The following is a 16,601-nucleotide window of genomic DNA, read 5'->3' on the forward strand; positions in this document are numbered from 1 at the left end:
CCTTCGGGGGTGGTGGATGACGATGTGATGAACGCGCTGTCCGGGACTGAAGCCAAGCGCTTTCTGCTTGGCTTGGCGGCTTTCCCGTCAGTCCTTGGCGATTTCCGCTTCCGTGGCCTTCTGGCTCGATGCGGCAAATTCGACGCCCGCCTTGAAGGCCGCTTCCAACGCGTCCTTGAGGCACCACACCGCCGTGTCGTGGAAGTCGAGGCTGTCGGCGTTGCGGGTCTGCAGGGTTTCGATGCCGAGATGCTTCTGGGCGATGAGGGTGAGGATGGTGTCGATCTGGCTCATGGCGTTTTCCTTTCGGGGTTGGTTGGCGTGACGTGATGAACGCGCTGTTCCCGATGGAACCAGCGCATTTTCGGCTGCCGGTAGCTCGGATAAGCGTTCGCCACGACCATCACGCCCCTCCCACGATCTTGCTCAGCAAACCTTCGGTCTGCCGCTCCAGCGCGAGAATGTCGGCGCGAATCTCCTCCAGCGAGCGCAGCGGCGCGGGCTTGTAGAAGTGGCGGGCAAAGGAGATCTCGTAGCCGATCTTGGTGGCCTCACGCGCGATCCAGGCGTCCGGCGCGTGGGGCAGCACCTCACGCCGGAAGAAGGCATCGATGCCGCCGGGTGCTTTCAGCGGCACCTGCTCGGTATCGCGCAAGTCGGTGTCGGGCTCGTACTCGACCAAGAACCGGTCTTTGCCCGCCACCTCGAGGTACACGCCGTCGAGCCCCGGCTCGAAGGGCTCGTCCTTTTTCAGCTTGGTGCGCTTGGCAATCACCGGTGGCGCCGTTTCGTCACGCCAGCTCACGGCCTTGAAGATGGCCTTCTTTTCGGTGGCGGCAAGCTTCTTGCCGTGCTTGGCCATAGCCGCCTCGAAGCGAGCGCGGAACTCGTTGTGGTCGTCGAACACGCCGTCGCCGAGCTCTTGCTGCGCGAGCAGCGCCAGCTCGATCAGGGTCTTGTCGCGTTGCCAGGTCGCGAAATCGAGCAGCTTCTTGCGGCGCTTCTCGGGAACCGCCTTCTTCGCGGGCGCGCCCTCGTCCTCATCGCCTTGCGCATCGTCGTTCTCTTCCCCGATATCGCCCTTCAGCCACGCCTCGATCTCGGGCTTGAGCTTGGGGAACTCGGCGTAGAGTTTGTCGCCGTACTTGGCCCAGATCTCGGCGCGCAGGGCCTCATCGCCGCTGGCGAAGCGCAGGCTCTCGATGGCGCTGCGCTTGAGCTGGCTTTTGAGCCGCAGCGGGCGTTCGACGGTGATCTTCCAGTAGCCGAAGTCGGCGGTGTCGAACCATTTGCTCTCCGGCGTGTCCTGCGGTGGCCCGAGGTAGAGATCGACGATGCGCTGGATGTCGGCCTCGGACAATTCGCAGTTTTTCTTGCCAAGGTTACGGCGCAGCGGCTGAAACCACTGGCTGGCGTCGATCAATTGCACCTTGCCGTGGTTGTCCAGCGCGGGCAGCTTGATGCGGCCGTCGGCGTCCTTGACCGGCATCGGCGACAGGTTGATCTCGGGGTCGAGAAAGTCCTCGATCAGGTAGCCAAGAACATGCGCATCCACCAGCGTCTGAATCTGGTCGCGGAACTTGAACTTGGTGAGGATCTCCTGGACGTTCGGCGAGAAGCCATCGAGGTAGGCGATGAAGTCCTCGCGCAGGCGCTGGCCCTGGCTGCTGGCCTTGAGCGTGGCGAGCGTGAACTCGGAGACGTTGTAGAACGCCTGAGCGTTGTGAGCGCGGCCAGATCCCCCTTGAAGGTTTCCGGCTCGATTTCCTTGGTGAGCGCAGCGTAGGTTTCTATGCGCTCGTTGATGCCCACCTTTGTGACCAACAGGAAATAGGTCAGGCGTTCCAGTGACTGGAAAAACTCTGCGAGCAGTTTGGGTTGCTGCCGGAAACGCTTGAAGTAGACCAGTGCCGGGGGCACCCAGTCCTTGAAGTCCACGCGGTTGAGCCAGGACAGGTAGTCATTGATGGTCTCGGCGTGCTCGGTGGCTTCAAAGTCGGCATCGCGCACGAAGTCCCACACCTCGGCGTAGGGCTCCGGTTGGCAGGCACACACGGTGCGCGGCACCTTTGCCGGGGCCTTCAAGAAGAAGCTGGGCCTGACCATCGTGTCGGACAAGCCGCAGGGCGGCGAGCGGGTGTACCGCATCGCCTGATCAGAATGATCGAGAAAGAGGCCAAGCGGCGCTTGGCTTCTCAATCGAACAGCGCGTTACTACGGGTGTCGCAACGATCAACCCGAAGGAGCCAGAGATGAACACCACCACGCAGATCCCCGCCACCCAGAACGAAGCCTGGGGCTTTTGGGGCACGATGAACGAACACGCCAGCGCCGCATGGCCCTTGGCCATGAACGCCATCTCGGACGCCACCGGCCAGCCCCTCGAATCGGTTCGGGCCTTCCTCGACAGCCGCCACGGACGCCACTTTGCCGACGACGTCCAGAACGGGCGTTACGAGGGCAAGGCCCTGGCGGACGCGATCAACGCAGCCACCCAACGCTGGATGGGCTGGACGATTGGCCGCCAGACCAGCAAGCAATACGGCATCCCGCGCGGCCTGCCTTACCTGACGGGCTTCGTGATTCACTGCGAGATCGTCGACGAGTCGCTCGCCGCCTGATCAAGCAACGCGCCATCCGCCTCGCGGGTGGCCTGCTTCCCGGTGAACTCTTCCCATCGGCGCACGATCACATCCACGTACTTCGGATCGAGTTCGATCAGTCGCGCAACGCGACCTGACTTTTCCGCTGCGATCAGCGTCGTGCCGGAACCGCCGAAGGGATCGAGCACCACGTTGCCGGGGCGGCTCGAATTGCGGATCGCGCGCTCGACCAACTCCACCGGCTTCATCGTCGGGTGCAGGTCGTTCTTCTGCGGCTTCTTGATGCTCCACACGTCGCCTTGGTCGCGGTCGCCACACCAGTGCCGCTGCGCGCCCTCCGGCCATCCGTACAGAATCGGCTCGTACTGGCGCTGGTAGTCGGCGCGGCCCAGCGTGAAGGTGTTCTTGGCCCAGATGATGAAGGTCGACCAGTGACCGCCCGAGGCGCGAAAGGCCGCCTGCAGTACATCGAGTTCGCTGGAGGACATCGCCACGTAGATACCGCCCCGGCAATGCGCCACGGTCGGCGTCAATGCCGCCAGCAGGAAGTCGTAGAAGCCATCCCCCAGGTTGTCGTTCAGGATCGCGCGATCCTTGCCGCGCATCTTGTCCTTGGCGCTGTTGGCGTAGTTCACGTTATACGGCGGGTCGGTGAAGACCATGTCCGCCAGGTCGCCCTGCATCAACCGCTCGTAGCTCTCGGCCACGGTCGAGTCGCCGCACAGCAGTCGGTGCTGGCCCATGATCCAGACATCGCCCGGACGCGAGATGGGTGTCTCGCTGACCTCGGGCACCGCATCCTCATCCGTCTGACCCTCGTTGTCCGGCTCGTCTCCTGCGATCAGTTCGGCCAGAGCGTCGGCGTCGAAGCCGGTGATGTCCAGATCGAAGCCTTCGAGTTGTAAGGCTTCCAGTTCGATCCTTAGCATCGCGTCGTCCCAGCCTGCGTTCTCTGCGATGCGGTTGTCGGCAATGACCAGGGCTCGGCGCTGGGTCGGCGTCAGGTGATCGAGCACGACCACCGGTACCCGTTCCAGACCCAGCTTCTGGGCGGCAGCGAGACGACCGTGGCCAGCGACGATGATGCCGTCGCTGCCCGCCAGGATCGGATTGGTAAATCCGAACTCCGCGATGCTGGCGGCGATCTGCGCCACCTGCTCCTCGGAATGGGTACGCGCGTTGCGGGCGTAGGGCAGCAACTTGGCGGTCGGCCACTGTTCGATCTTGTCGGCCAGCCAGTTCATGCCACCACCTCGGCATCAGGGGTGGTGGCGCGCTCAGCGGCGACCTGCTCGAAGGACTGACCGGTGGCGGTCAAGGTGACCGGTATGCCGGGGTGGTTCTGCTGGAAGCGCTTGATGGCCACGTCCACGTACTCGGGCGCGATCTCCACCGTACGGCAGATGCGACCGGTGCGCTCGGCGGCCAGCATCGTCGTGCCGCTGCCGCCGAAGGGTTCGAACACGATGTCGCCCGCGTCCGTGTAGGCCTCGATGACGAACTCCGGCAGGGCCACCGGGAACACGGCCGGGTGATCGATGTCCTGACCGATCTTGCCCTTGTGGCGCATCACGCGGATCACCGAGTCGGGGATGCGGTTGTCTTGCGTGGGCAGCCCCTTGTGCGTCCAAGGCCGCCAGTGCGCCGGGAACGGCGTAGCTGCCCGTCTTGCGGATCGCCGGCAAGACCTCGTGCGTGACCCAGCGCTTGAAGCGCTTGGCCTCTGGCTTGCGGCTGCCCAGCACGAGGCTGTACAAGCCCGGCTCGTTGACGATGGTCATGTCCTGCTCGCCGCCAGGGGTCGGAATTGAATTCCGCCCCTTTTCGTCATCGTCCAGGCGGGCGACGGCCTTGTGGGTATCGGGCAGATGGAGCGCGGCACACACATCGGCCGCGACAAACCAGGGATCGCCCTGTGCATCCGTGGTCACACGGATGGGCAAGCCTTCGAAGGCGAATGGGATCAGTTGGGTGTTCATGGTTCAGTCCTCCGAGACCAGGGCCAGCCGGAACGACGGCTTGCCGGAATCCACGGTGCGAGCGGCGGCGAACTGCTGCTGCAAGGCAGGCGGCCAGTTCGTGAAGCGGGATTCGGAGACGGACAGCTTGATGTCGAGGTAGCCCTCGACCTTCTCGCCCGAAGCCACGATACGCTCGGCGATTTCGGCCAGTTGCTGCTGGTTCCAGCTGACCTTCTTGGGCAGCTCGAACTTGATGTGCAGCGGGCCATCGCTGATGTGAGCGGTGCCGAAATCGCGGCCGGATTCACGCAGCGCGGCGCGGGCCTGCTCGCCGTAACACTGCTCCAGCGCGGCATCGAACTTGTTGCGCGCCTTCTTCAGCCAGTCGATGGCCGCATCGAGGTTCTTGTCGATCTCGGCTTTCTGCGCGGGCGGCAGTGCGGCCAGTTGGCTGACGGACATCGCGGCGATGTCGGCGGGGAAGATGGTGAGTTCGTTCATGGTCATCTCCTCACGCCTGCACACGTTCGGACGTCGAGGCATAGACGTGGCGCTTCTCGTAATCGAGCACGCCGTTCTTGCCATCGAGGGGATAGGCCACCTTCTTCGAGAACTTGTTGAAGACCGGGCCCCGGCCGAGGCCGCGCCAGCGCGTCAGTGTCTTGGGGGACATGCCCCAGCGTTGGGCGAGTTCGGCCTCGGAGAGGAAGCGCCGCTCGGATAGCGCCGTGGATTCAGAAGTTGGCGTCGAACTGAAACCGACGCCGGGTTTGCGGTCCGGTGTGCCACCGACGCCGCCTGGCGGCGCTCGTGGGGTTTGCCATCGCTGATCAGCTTCTTGGATGAGCGGTTCATGACAGTGCCTCCAGCTCCAGCATCTCGCCGCCGATGCTGTCAGGACGCAGTTCCCCGGCCAGCTCCCGCCAGCCGGACTCGCGCCAGACGATGTCGACGCCGTCGGAGAGGAGCTGGACACGCTCGATCAGCAGATTGACCAGACGCACTTGCTCGGCGGGGAACAGTTGTTTCCAGACCTCGCCGAGACGGCGCATGGCCAGCACGGTGGTCGGTTCGTCGATCTCCGGGTACTGGCTGCGCACGGTGTTCCAGACTCCCTGAATGCTCTCGGGCGACTGCAGCGCGCCGATCAGCAGGTTCACCACCACTTCCTCGATCTGGTCGGCCGGGATCATGCCGGTGGCGCTGCTGCGGTAGCCGTAGCGGCTGTCGGCCTTGGGGATGTAGTAGCGGTACTTCTTGCCCGAGGGCTTCTTGCTGTAAGTGATGTGGTACTTGCCGCCGTCGGGGCCGTACATCAGCCCGCGCAGCAAGGCATCGGTCTTGTGGCGGGTTTGGGTCTTGCCCATCCGCTCGTAGGCATCCTCGGCCAGGATGCCCTGCACCCGATCCCACAGTTGGCGGGTGATGATCGGCTCGTGCTGCCCGGCAAACACCGTTCCCTTGTGGCGGATCTCGCCGACGTAGATCGGATTGCGCAGCACCTTGGAGATGTACTTCTTGTCCATCGGCGTGCCGTTGCGCACGCGGCCGTCCTTGAGACGGTTGGGCTTGGTGGTCAGGCCTTCGAGGGCGAGTTCGCGGACGACGTCGGTGATCGAGCGCAGCTCGGTGAAGCGCGTGAAGATCCGCCGGATGATCTCGGCGTCCTTTTCCTCGATGACGAGCTTGCGGTCCTTGATCTCGTAGCCCAGCGGCGTGTAGCCGCCCATCCACAAGCCCTTGCGCTTGCTGGCGGCGATCTTGTCGCGGATGCGCTCGCCCGTGACCTCGCGCTCGAACTGGGCGAAGGACAGCAGGATGTTGAGCATCAGCCGTCCCATCGAGGTCGTGGTGTTGAATTGCTGGGTGACCGACACGAACGACACCTTGTGGCGCTCGAACACCTCCACCAGCTTGGCGAAGTCGGTCAGGCTGCGGGTCAGGCGGTCGATCTTGTAGACCACCACGATGTCGATCTGGTCGGCGACGATGTCGGCCAGCAGGCGCTTCAAGGCCGGGCGTTCCATGTTTCCGCCCGAGTAGCCGCCGTCGTCGTAGTCGTCGCCCACCGGCAGCCAGCCCTCGGCGCGCTGGCTCACGATGTAGGCCTGACCCGCCTCGCGCTGGGCGTCGAGCGAGTTGAACGACTGATCGAGACGCTCGTCCGTGGACACACGGGTGTAGACGGCGCAGCGTTTCTTGGTGACCACCGCTTTCATTTCCCACCCCGCTTGGTCTTGGTGATGCCGAAGAACAGCGGTCCCGACCATTGGGTGCCGGTGATGTGGCGCGCGACGCCAGACAGGCTTTTGAAGCGGCGGCCTTCATATTCGAAGCTGCCGTCGGCCTGCGCGGTCACGCGGTGCTCGCGGTTGTCGAATTCGCGCACCAGCACGGTGCCCGGCACCACCTGGACTTCGACGCCGCGCTGCGTCTTGATCTTCGATTGCGCTTCGCCGATGCGCGCCATCTGCGTCTGCACCTCGAGCTTGGTGCCCAGCGCTTCCTCCTGGATCTTGTAGGCGAGCCGACCTTCGACATAGTTCCGGTTGTGGTGCGGCGGGCGGCGCGGGAAATACTTGTCCCAAAGCGCCCACAACTCGCTCATGGGCAGTTTGGGCAGATTGGCGATCTGCGCCGCCAGGGACGGGCCGGTTGTCGATGCATTCATTGGCAAACTCCTTCTGTAGAGGGGTTTGTATGAACGCGCTCGGCTGCCGGGAAGCCAAGAGAAATCTCGCTGTCGCAGGGGCGGGTGGCATGCAGGCGGGCAATGGCGGCCGCAAGGATGGCTGCGGCCTCGCGCGCCCGGGCGCAGGGCGACATCAATTCGGGGAGTGTTTGTTCGACGGTCATATCGGTACCCAGTGAAATCATCAGACCGTCACGAAGAATATGCCCGAGCGGCGGTCGGAGTATCCCGTTTCAACCGGCATGAGCGGGGGGCGACGCACCTTCGGTCAGCAGCCGGTTCGGAGAGATTTCGCGCCGGGTCGCCTCCATTGACCTGATATTCATCAGGTCATATATTGCACGCGTCGGCCAGGAGCAAAGCCATGAGCAAGCGAAAGACCGAGGGGATTACGGAGCCGCAGGCCAGGACGTTGAGGGCGATCTGTCAGATCCTCGACAGCACAGGCCTGCCGCCCACCGTCAAGGAGCTGGCCGAGGCGCTGGGGATCAGCCACGCCAGCGCTCATGAACAGATCACACAGTTGGTGCGCAAGGGGTATGTGAGGAAGGAAGCAAAGAAGGCACGCAGCATCGTCGTGATCAAGCGCGACGATTGACGGCGATGCACTGATCTCTACGGGGGAAACAGGATGGGGCATGTTCGGCTCGGGGTTCTGCCAAGGACGAAGGAGTGGAAGGAGGTCGTCGGCCTGATCGCCGCCGGCGCCAACGTGTCTCAGATCGCCCAAGCCACCATCGCGGCGGCGGAAAAGGCTTTCTCCTTCGTCATGAAGGATGTCGGCTACACCGAGGCCGTCTGGCTGATGACGCAGATGGCGATTGCCGCCAAGAAGCCCGACATCCTCTTGCATCTCGCCGCGGCGGGCATCCATCTCCCCGCCGATCCCTCGCTCACCGATGTGACTACGGCAATCACCGAGGCGCTGGATCGGCGCGTAGAAGGCAACGGCAAGCGCTCCGATCTCGGCATGCTCGCCAACCGGGCCATCGTCGGTGCCGTCAACGATGTGCTCGCCCCCAAGCTGCATTCGCTGTTCTCTTCCGACCCGGACACGATGCGTGCGGCCTTGGCGGACTTGGGCAAGCCCCGGGAGTTCGGCGAGTTTTCACGGCACTTTTTCGCTCGGCTGGCCAACGAGGGTCTCCAGTATTTCCTGAGCAAGGTCGTCAACACCCAGCTCGGCGAACTTCTTTCGCAAACGCGGTGCGGTCTGGGAGACGCGATTTCAGGGCCGCAACACCATCTGCCTGCTCAACGTCGACAAGGGCGCGGAGTACATCAACCTCCTGCTGGCGTTTCCGGATCGAGAGATGTCGGTCTATGAGATCGCTGTCGGAAATGCCGTCAACACAATTGAACATCCTGCCGGCAGCGGCATCGCTCCGGAGGATATTGAAGATGGCTACCAAGTGACCCAGGGTATCCCCTTGGGGGACGCCGGAGACGTCGCGGACAGGCGTGCGCTGAACGAGTGCAAGCAGCAAGCGAGGGAACTGTTCGAGGAAATGGAAGAAGCGCGTGAACGTGATGACCACGCCCGCATTGAGGAAATCGAGAAGGAGATGGCGGCCCTGGTCAAGTACATCGAGGGCGGCAAGGGCCTCGGCGGGCGACAGCGCAGGGTCGGAGACAAGCGCAAGAACGTCCGTGACGCCTTCCGCAACGCCGTCGACCGCGCCATCAGGCAGATCGAAAAGTACGACAAGCCCTTGGCAGAACACCTGAAGGCCAGCATCAAGTACGGCAACGAGGTGGTCTACCGGCCCGGCATGGCAATCACCTGGGAGGTCCGGCCTATCGTGAACGGGTAGCCCGTTCGGGGTCGGGTCGCCAGCGTGCAGGCGGTTTGCCTGACGAACAAGCCGCCGGAAACCCGCGCCAGCTCTGGGGTGGGTGCGAAGTCCTCCTTCGCAGAAACAGAGAATGGGCGGGGACAGAGAACGGAAAACCGCCCGAAACCGGGTCATCCGGGGCGGCGGCGTCCGTCGCAGCAAGGCCGGAAACCGCGCCAACACTGGCATTCCGGGCATAAAAAAACCCAACCGATAAGGGTTGGGTTTTGGGTAAGTGGTGGAGCCGGCGGGAATCGAACCCGCGTCCGCAAGCCCTCCACAGAGAGTTCTACATACTTAGTTCTGTCATTTGATTTAACCGCCGCATCGCGGACGAACACGCTCTACGACGGCGAGTCACTAGGTTTTCGTCCTCGGGCCCGTGACACTCCCGAGGCTTATCTGACGTAGATGACCTCGCTGGTCTTGCGACCCTAGCCCGTCAGCGAGCCAGTGCGAGGACGGCGGCCCTTAGGCTGCCAGTGCGTAACGTTCGTCGTTAGCAGTTATTGCATTCCCATTGATTAACGAGGTGACGGGTCCTCGGTATGCCCTCCACTGCTTTGCAACCCACGTCGAAACCAGGTCGGCCCCAGAGAAGAAGATCGATTATCCCATAGATGGGCTACTTCAGTGCGAAATCAACCCGGGTCGTCTTGCCTTTGTCCTTGATGCCATCCGCGATGAGCTTCGGGGCTACTACGAAGAGACGTCCCGGATCCACACGTTCAGCCAAGGCCACATGAATGGCGTTGGCGCGGCGCTGTGCCAATTCGCGCAGGTCCGCATCGGTCACCTGCACATTGGTCTCCATCAGCTTGCGCATTTCTTCGGGCGGTAAGGATTTCGCCAGGCCGATCATGTTGCGCGGCTTGGGGAATTTGGCGGCTTTGTACGCGCGTTCAAGATACTTGTTCTGCTCTTCGGGGGAGACGGTGGCGTCGGCTTCGGCGGCATCGCCCGCGTCCTTGAGCTTCTGTTCGCGGATCTGCCGGTTCACGGCCTCGCGGCGCAGTCCGTCGCGGTCGAGCTCGGGGTCGACGCGGCCGACGATGTCGACCTTGAGCGCCGGGCGGTCCTTCAGCGCCGTGGCGAGCTTGTCTAGCTTGACAAGCGACGCCTGCGTGATGACGGCGGTGCCGGGGTCGAACTCGATGTAGCCGAGCTCTTCGCCGCCACTGCCGCCAAATGCGCTGGCGAGCAGCGAGAACGGCGCGGTCACAGCCCGTACGATCAGGTTGACGAACGCGCGCAGGATGACGCCGCCGAGGCTGAATTGCGGATCATCGAGCGAGCCCGACACCGGCACGCGCACGTCGATTTCTCCGCGCGAGTTCTTGAGCAGCGCCACGGCCAGGCGCACCGGCAGGTTGGTGGCGTCCTTGCTCTCCACACGGTCGCCGAAGGTGAGCTGGTCGATGAAGATGTGGTTGTCCGCCGTCAGCTTGCCCTGGTCTAGCAGGTAGTGGAGGTCCATCGTCAGCTTGCCCTTGGTGATCGGGTAGCCGGCATATTTGGCGGAATAGGGCGTGAGGTTGGTCAGCTCCACGCCGTTGGCCTTGGCGGTAAGGTCAACGAAGGCCGTCGGCGCGAGCGGGTTGACCTTGCCGTGGATGTCCACCGGCGCGGTGCCGTCGACACTGCCGCGCAGCGTCACGTCTGCAGGGGGCTGGGTGGGCGCCGTGCTGATGGTGCCGATGGAGCCGCCGATGGCGGTGAGGTTGGCGGTGTAGTTCGGTTTGACGAAGTTGTCGGTAAAGCGGATGTTGCCGTCTTGCAGCGTGATGGCATCGACGCGCAAGTCTGCGCCGCCCGCCTTGGGCGCGGGTGTGGTGGACGCAACCACGGCGGACGCCGGGGGCGAAGCGGGCGCCGAGGCTGCCACTGGCGCGCTCGTGGCAGCCGTGCCCGCGGCAGGTTCGCTCTGCGTGAGGGATCGGCGGTCTTCGCTCGGCTGCACGCGGATGTCCTGCAGGTTCAGGCGTCCGTTCGGGTTAATGATGACCCGTGCATAGAACGTCGACAGCGCCACCGCGCCCACACGCACGCGTGGTGTGTTGCCGTCGTAATTGGCCTGGATGCGGTTGAGCGCAAGCGAACGCCAGCGCAGGAAGTCGTCCGAACTCACGCGGTCTTGCAGCCGTACGTTGCCCAGCGTCGCATTGCCCTGGTAGCTCACCGTCAGCGCCTTGCCCTGGCTGACCACGAGGCGGCCGTCCATCGTCAGCAGCGCGCTTGTGATGGCGGCGTTCAGGGTTTTGTCGAGATACGGATCCAAGCCCGCCAGCGACAGGTTCTGCGAGTTCACGCGCAGGTCCGCTTTCAGCGGTTGCGGAACGACTTCGCCGCGCACGTCGAGCTTGCCCTTGGCGCCCATCCCCGCTCCAATTTGCACGTTGACGGGCTTGCCGAGGTCGGTGGAGGCGCTCTGCACGACCACGTTCAGCGGCTCGACACGCACCTTCACCGGACGCAAATTCGACAGGTCTTCGAAGCCGAGGGCGCTGTTGTCCAGCTTGAGCGCCTGCACTGTCACGGCCCAGGGTTTTTCGGCCGGAGCCTTGGCCTGGAGCTTGGCCGGCGCGGCCGGTTTGCTGGTGGCGGTTTGCGCGCCATCGAGCAACGTCAACGTGGTGGTGCCGTCCTTCTTGCGCAGCACGTCGATCTGCAGTCCGTCGGCGCGCACTTCGTTCAGCGCAAGCGTGCGTGCGGCCAAGTCGAAGCGCTTCACATCCGCGCTCAGATGCTTCGCACGCAGTGCGGTGTTCTTGCCGGTGGACGGTGCCAAGGAAAGATCGGCCAGGGTGGCTCTCAACGGTTCTGCGCGCACGTTGAACTTGTCGGTCCCGAAGTCGAGCGCGATCTTGCCTTCGGCAGACAGCGCGCCGTCCTGCAATTGGGGCGCTCCCCCTTGGCGCAGATACGGGCCGACACCTGCCAGCTTGACGGCATCAAGGTGCAGCTCCAGTTCGCCGGTGTTCTTCTCGAGCGAGGTGTTGCCTTTGATGCTGAGCGCGCCGCCTTGTGCAAGCTTGGCGCCTACGTCCAGCGTGGTGGGACCGCCGAGCGTGCGCACGGCGGCTTGCCCGTGGAGGTCCTTCAGCGTCAGCTCTGCAGCCGGTTGTGTGGTGGCGTCGCGCCAGTGGACGATGCTGTTCGCCAGTTCCAGCTTGTTGACCGCCACGTCCAAAGGCTTGGGCTTGGCGACCGGGGCCGGAGCGGGTTGCGCCTGCTTGACCTCGGCGGGCGCCGACTTGCCGCCAAGCTGCGCAAAATTGACCGCGCCATCGGTGCCGCGCACGGCATCGACGCGCACACCATCGAGCGACAGCGCATCGAGATGGAAAACGTTGTCCAGCGGGCGCACATCGGTCAGCGTGGCGCGCACTTGTCTAGCGGCGAGCAGGGGAGCCTTCTTCGCGTCGGTCACCTCCAGGTGGTCGACGCCCGCCGTGCCGTGCAGGCGCAGTACCGGCGCGCCGCTCTTGGGCTTCTGGAAATCGATCGTCAGGTCGGTCGTCAGCTTGCCTTGCGGCACGGCCACGGGCAGCGGGCCTGGCACGTAGCCGAGATAGCGCGGCAGATCGAGCCCGTCGATCTTGATGTTGAGGTTGGATTCCAGCGATTCGGCAAACGGCTTCGTCTTGCCGGCGAAGTGCAGGGGTGCGCCGTCGATGCGCGCCGCCAGCAGCGGTTGCACGAAGATGTCCACGTCGGCCGGCAAGCTCGCCAGGAAGGGCACGCCGATCTGCAGCGCGTCTACCTTGTGCTGTGTCCCAAGCGGCTGATCCACGAAGTCGATTGCGCCATTGCTGATCTGCAGGTTGGCGAAGACGAAGCGCGCCGGCTCTTCGGATTTCGGCTTGGGCGGGTTCTCGGGCTGATTGAGCCTGTCAATGATGTCGGAGAAATTGAAGCGCTGATCAGCAGTACGCACGATGCGAACGCGCGGCGCATCGATGCTCAGCGCTTCAATCACGGGGGCGCGGTGGAAGAGGGAGCTCCACGCCGCATTCACGTGCAGATGGCCAATGTCGACGAATGGCGTCTTGCCGTCGCGCTCGGCAACGTGGAGTTGGTCGACGTCAAGCCGCAGCGTGTACGGGTTGATGCCGATCTTGCCGACGGTCACGGGCCGGTCCAGCACCTTGCTCAACTGCGTCTGTGCCAGGTGGCGCAGCAGCGGGGGGCCGCCGAAGGCGCCGACCAGCCCAAACACCACGAGGAAGATCAGCACGCCCAGCCCGATCCGCCGGGTGCGCTGCGACTGCCCCGCCCGCACGGCACGCTGCCAGCCCGCCGAAGTCCGCACGCGATCGAGCCGGGCGCGCCAGCCGCTGGAGTTCAGTTGCAGATCAGGACGCGAGTCGGGGGAAGTGCTCATGCTGGTATCGGTCCGGCCGGGGCGGTGGCCGTACGTGGTCAGTGGATCGACCGCCGCGTCCAATCCAGAGGCGGCGGTCCTCAAAAAGATGCCCGGGGCGCTGGCCCCGGCCTCGCGCTCAGGCGCGTTGCGATTCGAGCAGCAGCGGAATGAGCTCGCCAGCGCTGGCGATCAAGGCGTCGGCGCGCCATTCGTCGGGCGAGGGCCCGTTACCACAATAGCCGTAACTGGCGGCAATGGTAGTCATGCCAGCAGCGCGGCCGGCTTCGATGTCGCGCAGGTCGTCGCCCACGTACACGATGTGCTTCGGCTCAACAGTGATCGACTCCGCCGCGTGCAGCAGTGGCGCAGGGTGCGGCTTGGCGTATGGCGTCGTATCGCCCGCGACCACGCAGGCTGGTGCGACGGGAAACGGCAGCTGCGCCACCAGCGGCACCGTCAGCCGTCCCGACTTGTTGGTGACGATTCCCCATGGGATTCCTGCCCGGCCGAGCTCGGCGAGGACGTCGTCCATGCCTGGGAATAGCCGCGTACGCACGCAGATTTCCGCTTCGTAATTGGCCAGGAACGCGAGCCGCAGCGATTCAAATTCGGCATCGCCGGGCCCCACGCCGAAGGCCACGCCGATCAGCCCGCGCGCGCCATGCGACGCTACGGGCCGAAGCGCTTCGTAGGCCAGCGGTTCCAGGCCGCGGTCGGTGCGGACCTTGTTGGTCGCGGCGGCGAGGTCGGGCGCCGTGTCCGCCAGCGTGCCGTCAAGGTCGAACAGCACGGCACCCAGCGGGTGGGGAAAACGGCTGGCGGTCATGCGTCGGCCGGACGGCGCGTGGCCATCAGATAGTTGACGCTGGTGTCGCGGGTGAGAGCGTAGCGGCCCGTGATGGGGTTGTATTCCAGGCCGCGCATCCCCTCGGCCTGGAGGCCCGCGGACCGCACGAACGCGGCCAGCTCGGAGGGGCGAATGAACTTCGCGTAATCGTGTGTCCCGCGCGGAAGCATGTTCAGCACGTACTCCGCGCCGATCACCGCGAGCAGATAGGCCTTGGCATTGCGATGGATGGTCGAGAAGAACACGTGGCCTCCGGGTTTGACCAACGTCGCGCAAGCGCGCACAACGGAGGCGGGGTCGGGCACATGTTCGAGCATCTCCATGCAAGTCACGACGTCGAAACTGGCCGGCTCGCGCGCGGCGAGCGTTTCTGCTGCGATCTCCTCGTAATCCACGGGCACACCGGCTTCAAGGCCATGGAGGTCGGCGACCCGCAATGCTTTGCGTGACAGGTCAATGCCTTTGACGGTGGCCCCGGCACGCGCCATGCTCTCAGAGAGAATGCCCCCGCCGCACCCGACATCGAGAACGCGTTTGCCCGCCAGTGGAACGATCGATTGGATCCAGTCGAGGCGTAGCGGGTTGATTTCGTGGAGGGGCTTGAATTCGCTATTCGGGTCCCACCACCGGTGGGCGAGTTCACTGAATTTGTCGAGCTCGCCGGGGTCGGCGTTCGCGTGAGTGGTTGTCATGTTGCGCTGCGCCAAGGCATAACGGCTAGGTGAAGAAATGTACCAAAAAGCACGGCCCCGACCAATGACGTTGAAGGCGGAAAAGTTTCACTTTGAAACAGAGGTGAACAAATGCGCATGCGCTTTCTCCAACTGTCACCAACGCTCAAGGAGAGACCAATGAAAACCGAACGCATTGTTGTAGGGCTCGGTATTGCGGGCATGATGATCTTGGCCGGTTGCGCCGCCCCCGGTTATGGCGGTGGCTACAACGGCGGATATGCCCCGCCCCCCGCGTACGGCGGCCAGCCGCAGCAAACGGGCGCGCTGTATGGCCGGGTCGAGTCGATCCAGCCAATGCAGGCGCCGGCCAATAGCTCGGGCATCCTGGGCACGATCATCGGCGGTGTGGCCGGCGGGATCCTCGGCCACCAGGTGGGCGGCGGCACGGGCAATACGGTGGCAACGATCGGGGGCGCCGCGCTCGGTGCGTACGCGGGTAATCAGGTGGAGCAACGCGCCGGCGCGGGCGGCCAGACCGTTTATCGCGTGACGGTACGCCTGGACGACGGACGTGTTGCGACCGTCACGCAGCGTAACCCGAACAACCTGCGTGTTGGCGATCGCGCAATGGTCGCCAACGATCAGGCTACCCCTGCCTACTAATTAATACGAGGGCCGGTCGGAAGATCCGCGATACGCCAAAAAGAAAGCGATGGCGCGTTGGCGTCATCGCTTTTTTGTTCCTCGCTTATTCGGAAATAAGCGGAAGCGATCCTCCGGAATGGAGGGCAAAAAAAAAGCCCAGCGAAAGCTGGGCTTTTTTTCCGGTGCTGACCGAATTACTGTGCGCTGCGGGTGCCGACCACTTCGACTTCCACACGACGGTTCGGCTGCTGGCAGGCGATTTGTGCCTTGCGCGAACCCTTGCACGACTTCGGATCAACCTTCAACTGGCGCTTGCCCTTGCCTTCCGTGTAAACGCGGTTGGCTTCGATGCCCTTGCTGACCAGGTAGCCCTTCACGGCTTCAGCACGACGGACCGACAGGCGATCGTTGTACTTGTCCGAACCGAACGAGTCGGTGTGGCCAACAGCGATCACGACTTCCAGGTTGATGCCCTTCAGCTTCGAGACCAGGTCGTCCAGCTTGGCCTTGCCTTCCGGCTTCAGCACAGCCTTGTCGAAGTCGAACAGGGCGTCAGCAGCGAACGTGACCTTCTCGCTCGACACCACCGGGGCAGCCGGAGCGGCCGGAGCGGCAGCCGGAGCAGCAGCAGGAGCCAGAGCGCCGTCGCACTGTGCGTTGGCGGTTGCCGGCGTCCAGAAGCCATTGCGCCAGCACAGTTCGTTCGTGCCGTTCTTCCAGACCCACTCGCTCGTGCCGTTACCCCAGTTGTCGTTGACGGCCTTCTTTTCGTAGGGCACCGACTGAGCGTAGGCGGACGCAGCCATGGCTACCGCAGCTGCAGCGAACGCGAGCTTGGCAAATTTTTTCATATTTCTCCTCTCAGGATGAGATCACCGCAGAAGACTGCGAGCAGATGGGACGAAAACAAGTCATACATTCTTCGGAGTATAACATTCTCGGTGTGGTGAAGGCTCCACTTCGAACAATGTCTGCCTC

Annotated in this window: 17 protein-coding genes, 1 other RNA gene and 3 pseudogenes; 6 read left to right on the plus strand and 15 right to left on the minus strand. The window is 63.8% G+C overall.

Features of this window, described 5'->3' with window-relative positions:
- Positions 1-87 precede the first annotated feature (87 nt).
- The 3 genes from KHN96_RS06700 to KHN96_RS22755 form a co-directional block, all read right to left on the minus strand.
- Positions 88-294, minus strand: a complete 207-nt coding sequence (locus KHN96_RS06700; RefSeq protein ID WP_115043997.1) for a DUF6900 domain-containing protein — start codon at positions 292-294, stop codon at positions 88-90.
- Positions 295-403: 109 nt separating this feature from the next.
- Positions 404-1,555: a hypothetical protein gene (locus tag KHN96_RS06705; protein WP_244855848.1), complete on the minus strand. Its 1,152-nt coding sequence runs from the start codon at positions 1,553-1,555 to the stop codon at positions 404-406.
- The gene (locus KHN96_RS22755) at positions 1,528-2,010 is read right to left on the minus strand and encodes a hypothetical protein (protein ID WP_309473639.1); all 483 of its coding nucleotides are present in this window, start codon (positions 2,008-2,010) and stop codon (positions 1,528-1,530) included. The genes KHN96_RS06705 and KHN96_RS22755 overlap by 28 nt, the downstream gene beginning before the upstream one ends.
- Before the next feature lie 25 nt (positions 2,011-2,035).
- Between KHN96_RS22755 and KHN96_RS06715 the strand changes: the two are divergent.
- Positions 2,036-2,155: pseudogene (locus tag KHN96_RS06715) on the plus strand (DUF3489 domain-containing protein); the annotation flags it as partial.
- Positions 2,156-2,252: 97 nt separating this feature from the next.
- A complete protein-coding gene (locus tag KHN96_RS06720) occupies positions 2,253-2,621 on the plus strand; it encodes a hypothetical protein (protein WP_045667442.1) in 369 nt (122 codons plus the stop codon).
- Here KHN96_RS06720 and KHN96_RS06725 read toward each other — a convergent pair.
- The 7 genes and pseudogenes from KHN96_RS06725 to KHN96_RS06750 form a co-directional block, all read right to left on the minus strand.
- Positions 2,585-3,847 carry a site-specific DNA-methyltransferase gene (locus tag KHN96_RS06725; protein WP_115043995.1) on the minus strand — a complete coding sequence of 421 codons (1,263 nt, stop codon included), beginning with the start codon at positions 3,845-3,847 and terminating at the stop codon, positions 2,585-2,587. The genes KHN96_RS06720 and KHN96_RS06725 overlap by 37 nt on opposite strands.
- Positions 3,844-4,233, minus strand: a pseudogene (locus KHN96_RS06730) (DNA-methyltransferase); the annotation flags it as partial. The gene KHN96_RS06725 and the pseudogene KHN96_RS06730, both read right to left, overlap by 4 nt.
- Positions 4,234-4,294: 61 nt before the next feature.
- Positions 4,295-4,582 (minus strand): annotated as a pseudogene (locus KHN96_RS23000) (BRO-N domain-containing protein); the annotation flags it as partial.
- A gap of 3 nt (positions 4,583-4,585) precedes the next feature.
- Positions 4,586-5,065 carry a hypothetical protein gene (locus tag KHN96_RS06735; RefSeq protein ID WP_045667429.1) on the minus strand — a complete coding sequence of 160 codons (480 nt, stop codon included), beginning with the start codon at positions 5,063-5,065 and terminating at the stop codon, positions 4,586-4,588.
- A 10-nt stretch (positions 5,066-5,075) separates the two neighbouring features.
- Positions 5,076-5,237: a DNA-binding protein gene (locus KHN96_RS22760; RefSeq protein WP_244855849.1), complete on the minus strand. Its 162-nt coding sequence runs from the start codon at positions 5,235-5,237 to the stop codon at positions 5,076-5,078.
- Positions 5,238-5,415: 178 nt separating this feature from the next.
- Entirely contained in the window at positions 5,416-6,783 is a 1,368-nt protein-coding gene (locus KHN96_RS06745; protein ID WP_115043993.1) for a recombinase family protein, read from the minus strand.
- Entirely contained in the window at positions 6,780-7,235 is a 456-nt protein-coding gene (locus tag KHN96_RS06750; protein ID WP_045667425.1) for a DUF2924 domain-containing protein, read from the minus strand. Before KHN96_RS06750 ends, KHN96_RS06745 begins: the two co-directional genes overlap by 4 nt.
- A 385-nt stretch (positions 7,236-7,620) precedes the next feature.
- Between KHN96_RS06750 and KHN96_RS06755 the strand changes: the two genes are divergently transcribed.
- The 3 genes from KHN96_RS06755 to KHN96_RS06765 all read left to right on the plus strand — a co-directional run bounded on the left by KHN96_RS06755 (position 7,621) and on the right by KHN96_RS06765 (position 9,070).
- Positions 7,621-7,854, plus strand: coding sequence for a LexA family protein (locus KHN96_RS06755; protein WP_045667424.1), 234 nt, complete (start codon positions 7,621-7,623; stop codon positions 7,852-7,854).
- Between the two features lie 114 nt (positions 7,855-7,968).
- Entirely contained in the window at positions 7,969-8,583 is a 615-nt protein-coding gene (locus KHN96_RS06760) for a hypothetical protein (protein WP_181817643.1), read from the plus strand.
- Positions 8,570-9,070 (plus strand): hypothetical protein, encoded by a 501-nt coding sequence (locus KHN96_RS06765; protein WP_181817642.1) that lies wholly within the window; start codon positions 8,570-8,572, stop codon positions 9,068-9,070. The genes KHN96_RS06760 and KHN96_RS06765 overlap by 14 nt, the downstream gene beginning before the upstream one ends.
- A 257-nt stretch (positions 9,071-9,327) precedes the next feature.
- Here the strand turns inward: KHN96_RS06765 and ssrA are convergent.
- From ssrA to ubiG, 4 genes are all read right to left on the minus strand, one after another.
- Positions 9,328-9,685: a transfer-messenger RNA gene (gene ssrA / locus KHN96_RS06770) on the minus strand.
- Between the two features lie 31 nt (positions 9,686-9,716).
- Complete coding sequence (locus KHN96_RS06775) at positions 9,717-13,475, minus strand: DUF748 domain-containing protein (protein ID WP_115044406.1); 3,759 nt, start codon at positions 13,473-13,475, stop codon at positions 9,717-9,719.
- A 118-nt stretch (positions 13,476-13,593) separates the two neighbouring features.
- Positions 13,594-14,283 (minus strand): HAD family hydrolase, encoded by a 690-nt coding sequence (locus tag KHN96_RS06780; RefSeq protein ID WP_045786327.1) that lies wholly within the window; start codon positions 14,281-14,283, stop codon positions 13,594-13,596.
- Positions 14,280-14,996 (minus strand): bifunctional 2-polyprenyl-6-hydroxyphenol methylase/3-demethylubiquinol 3-O-methyltransferase UbiG, encoded by a 717-nt coding sequence (gene ubiG / locus KHN96_RS06785; protein WP_062739436.1) that lies wholly within the window; start codon positions 14,994-14,996, stop codon positions 14,280-14,282. Before ubiG ends, KHN96_RS06780 begins: the two co-directional genes overlap by 4 nt.
- Positions 14,997-15,155: 159 nt before the next feature.
- Between ubiG and KHN96_RS06790 the strand changes: the two genes are divergently transcribed.
- Positions 15,156-15,641 carry an outer membrane lipoprotein gene (locus KHN96_RS06790; protein WP_062739394.1) on the plus strand — a complete coding sequence of 162 codons (486 nt, stop codon included), beginning with the start codon at positions 15,156-15,158 and terminating at the stop codon, positions 15,639-15,641.
- Positions 15,642-15,817: 176 nt separating this feature from the next.
- Here KHN96_RS06790 and ompA read toward each other — a convergent pair whose 3' ends face one another.
- Positions 15,818-16,474: an outer membrane protein OmpA gene (ompA, locus tag KHN96_RS06795; protein WP_045786329.1), complete on the minus strand. Its 657-nt coding sequence runs from the start codon at positions 16,472-16,474 to the stop codon at positions 15,818-15,820.
- Positions 16,475-16,601 lie beyond the last annotated feature (127 nt).

The organism is Ralstonia mannitolilytica (assembly GCF_905397375.1).
Taxonomy (GTDB): domain Bacteria; phylum Pseudomonadota; class Gammaproteobacteria; order Burkholderiales; family Burkholderiaceae; genus Ralstonia; species Ralstonia mannitolilytica.

Coding starts and splice junctions, on each gene's coding strand:
- KHN96_RS06700 (WP_115043997.1), bottom strand. CDS start 294: ATGAGCCAGATCGACACCATCCTCACCCTCATCGCCCAGAAGCATCTC.
- KHN96_RS06720 (WP_045667442.1), top strand. CDS start 2,253: ATGAACACCACCACGCAGATCCCCGCCACCCAGAACGAAGCCTGGGGC.
- KHN96_RS06725 (WP_115043995.1), bottom strand. CDS start 3,847: ATGAACTGGCTGGCCGACAAGATCGAACAGTGGCCGACCGCCAAGTTG.
- KHN96_RS06735 (WP_045667429.1), bottom strand. CDS start 5,065: ATGAACGAACTCACCATCTTCCCCGCCGACATCGCCGCGATGTCCGTC.
- KHN96_RS22760 (WP_244855849.1), bottom strand. CDS start 5,237: ATGTCCCCCAAGACACTGACGCGCTGGCGCGGCCTCGGCCGGGGCCCG.
- KHN96_RS06745 (WP_115043993.1), bottom strand. CDS start 6,783: ATGAAAGCGGTGGTCACCAAGAAACGCTGCGCCGTCTACACCCGTGTG.
- KHN96_RS06750 (WP_045667425.1), bottom strand. CDS start 7,235: ATGAATGCATCGACAACCGGCCCGTCCCTGGCGGCGCAGATCGCCAAT.
- KHN96_RS06755 (WP_045667424.1), top strand. CDS start 7,621: ATGAGCAAGCGAAAGACCGAGGGGATTACGGAGCCGCAGGCCAGGACG.
- KHN96_RS06765 (WP_181817642.1), top strand. CDS start 8,570: ATGTCGGTCTATGAGATCGCTGTCGGAAATGCCGTCAACACAATTGAA.
- KHN96_RS06775 (WP_115044406.1), bottom strand. CDS start 13,475: ATGAGCACTTCCCCCGACTCGCGTCCTGATCTGCAACTGAACTCCAGC.
- KHN96_RS06780 (WP_045786327.1), bottom strand. CDS start 14,283: ATGACCGCCAGCCGTTTTCCCCACCCGCTGGGTGCCGTGCTGTTCGAC.
- ubiG (WP_062739436.1), bottom strand. CDS start 14,996: ATGACAACCACTCACGCGAACGCCGACCCCGGCGAGCTCGACAAATTC.
- KHN96_RS06790 (WP_062739394.1), top strand. CDS start 15,156: ATGAAAACCGAACGCATTGTTGTAGGGCTCGGTATTGCGGGCATGATG.
- ompA (WP_045786329.1), bottom strand. CDS start 16,474: ATGAAAAAATTTGCCAAGCTCGCGTTCGCTGCAGCTGCGGTAGCCATG.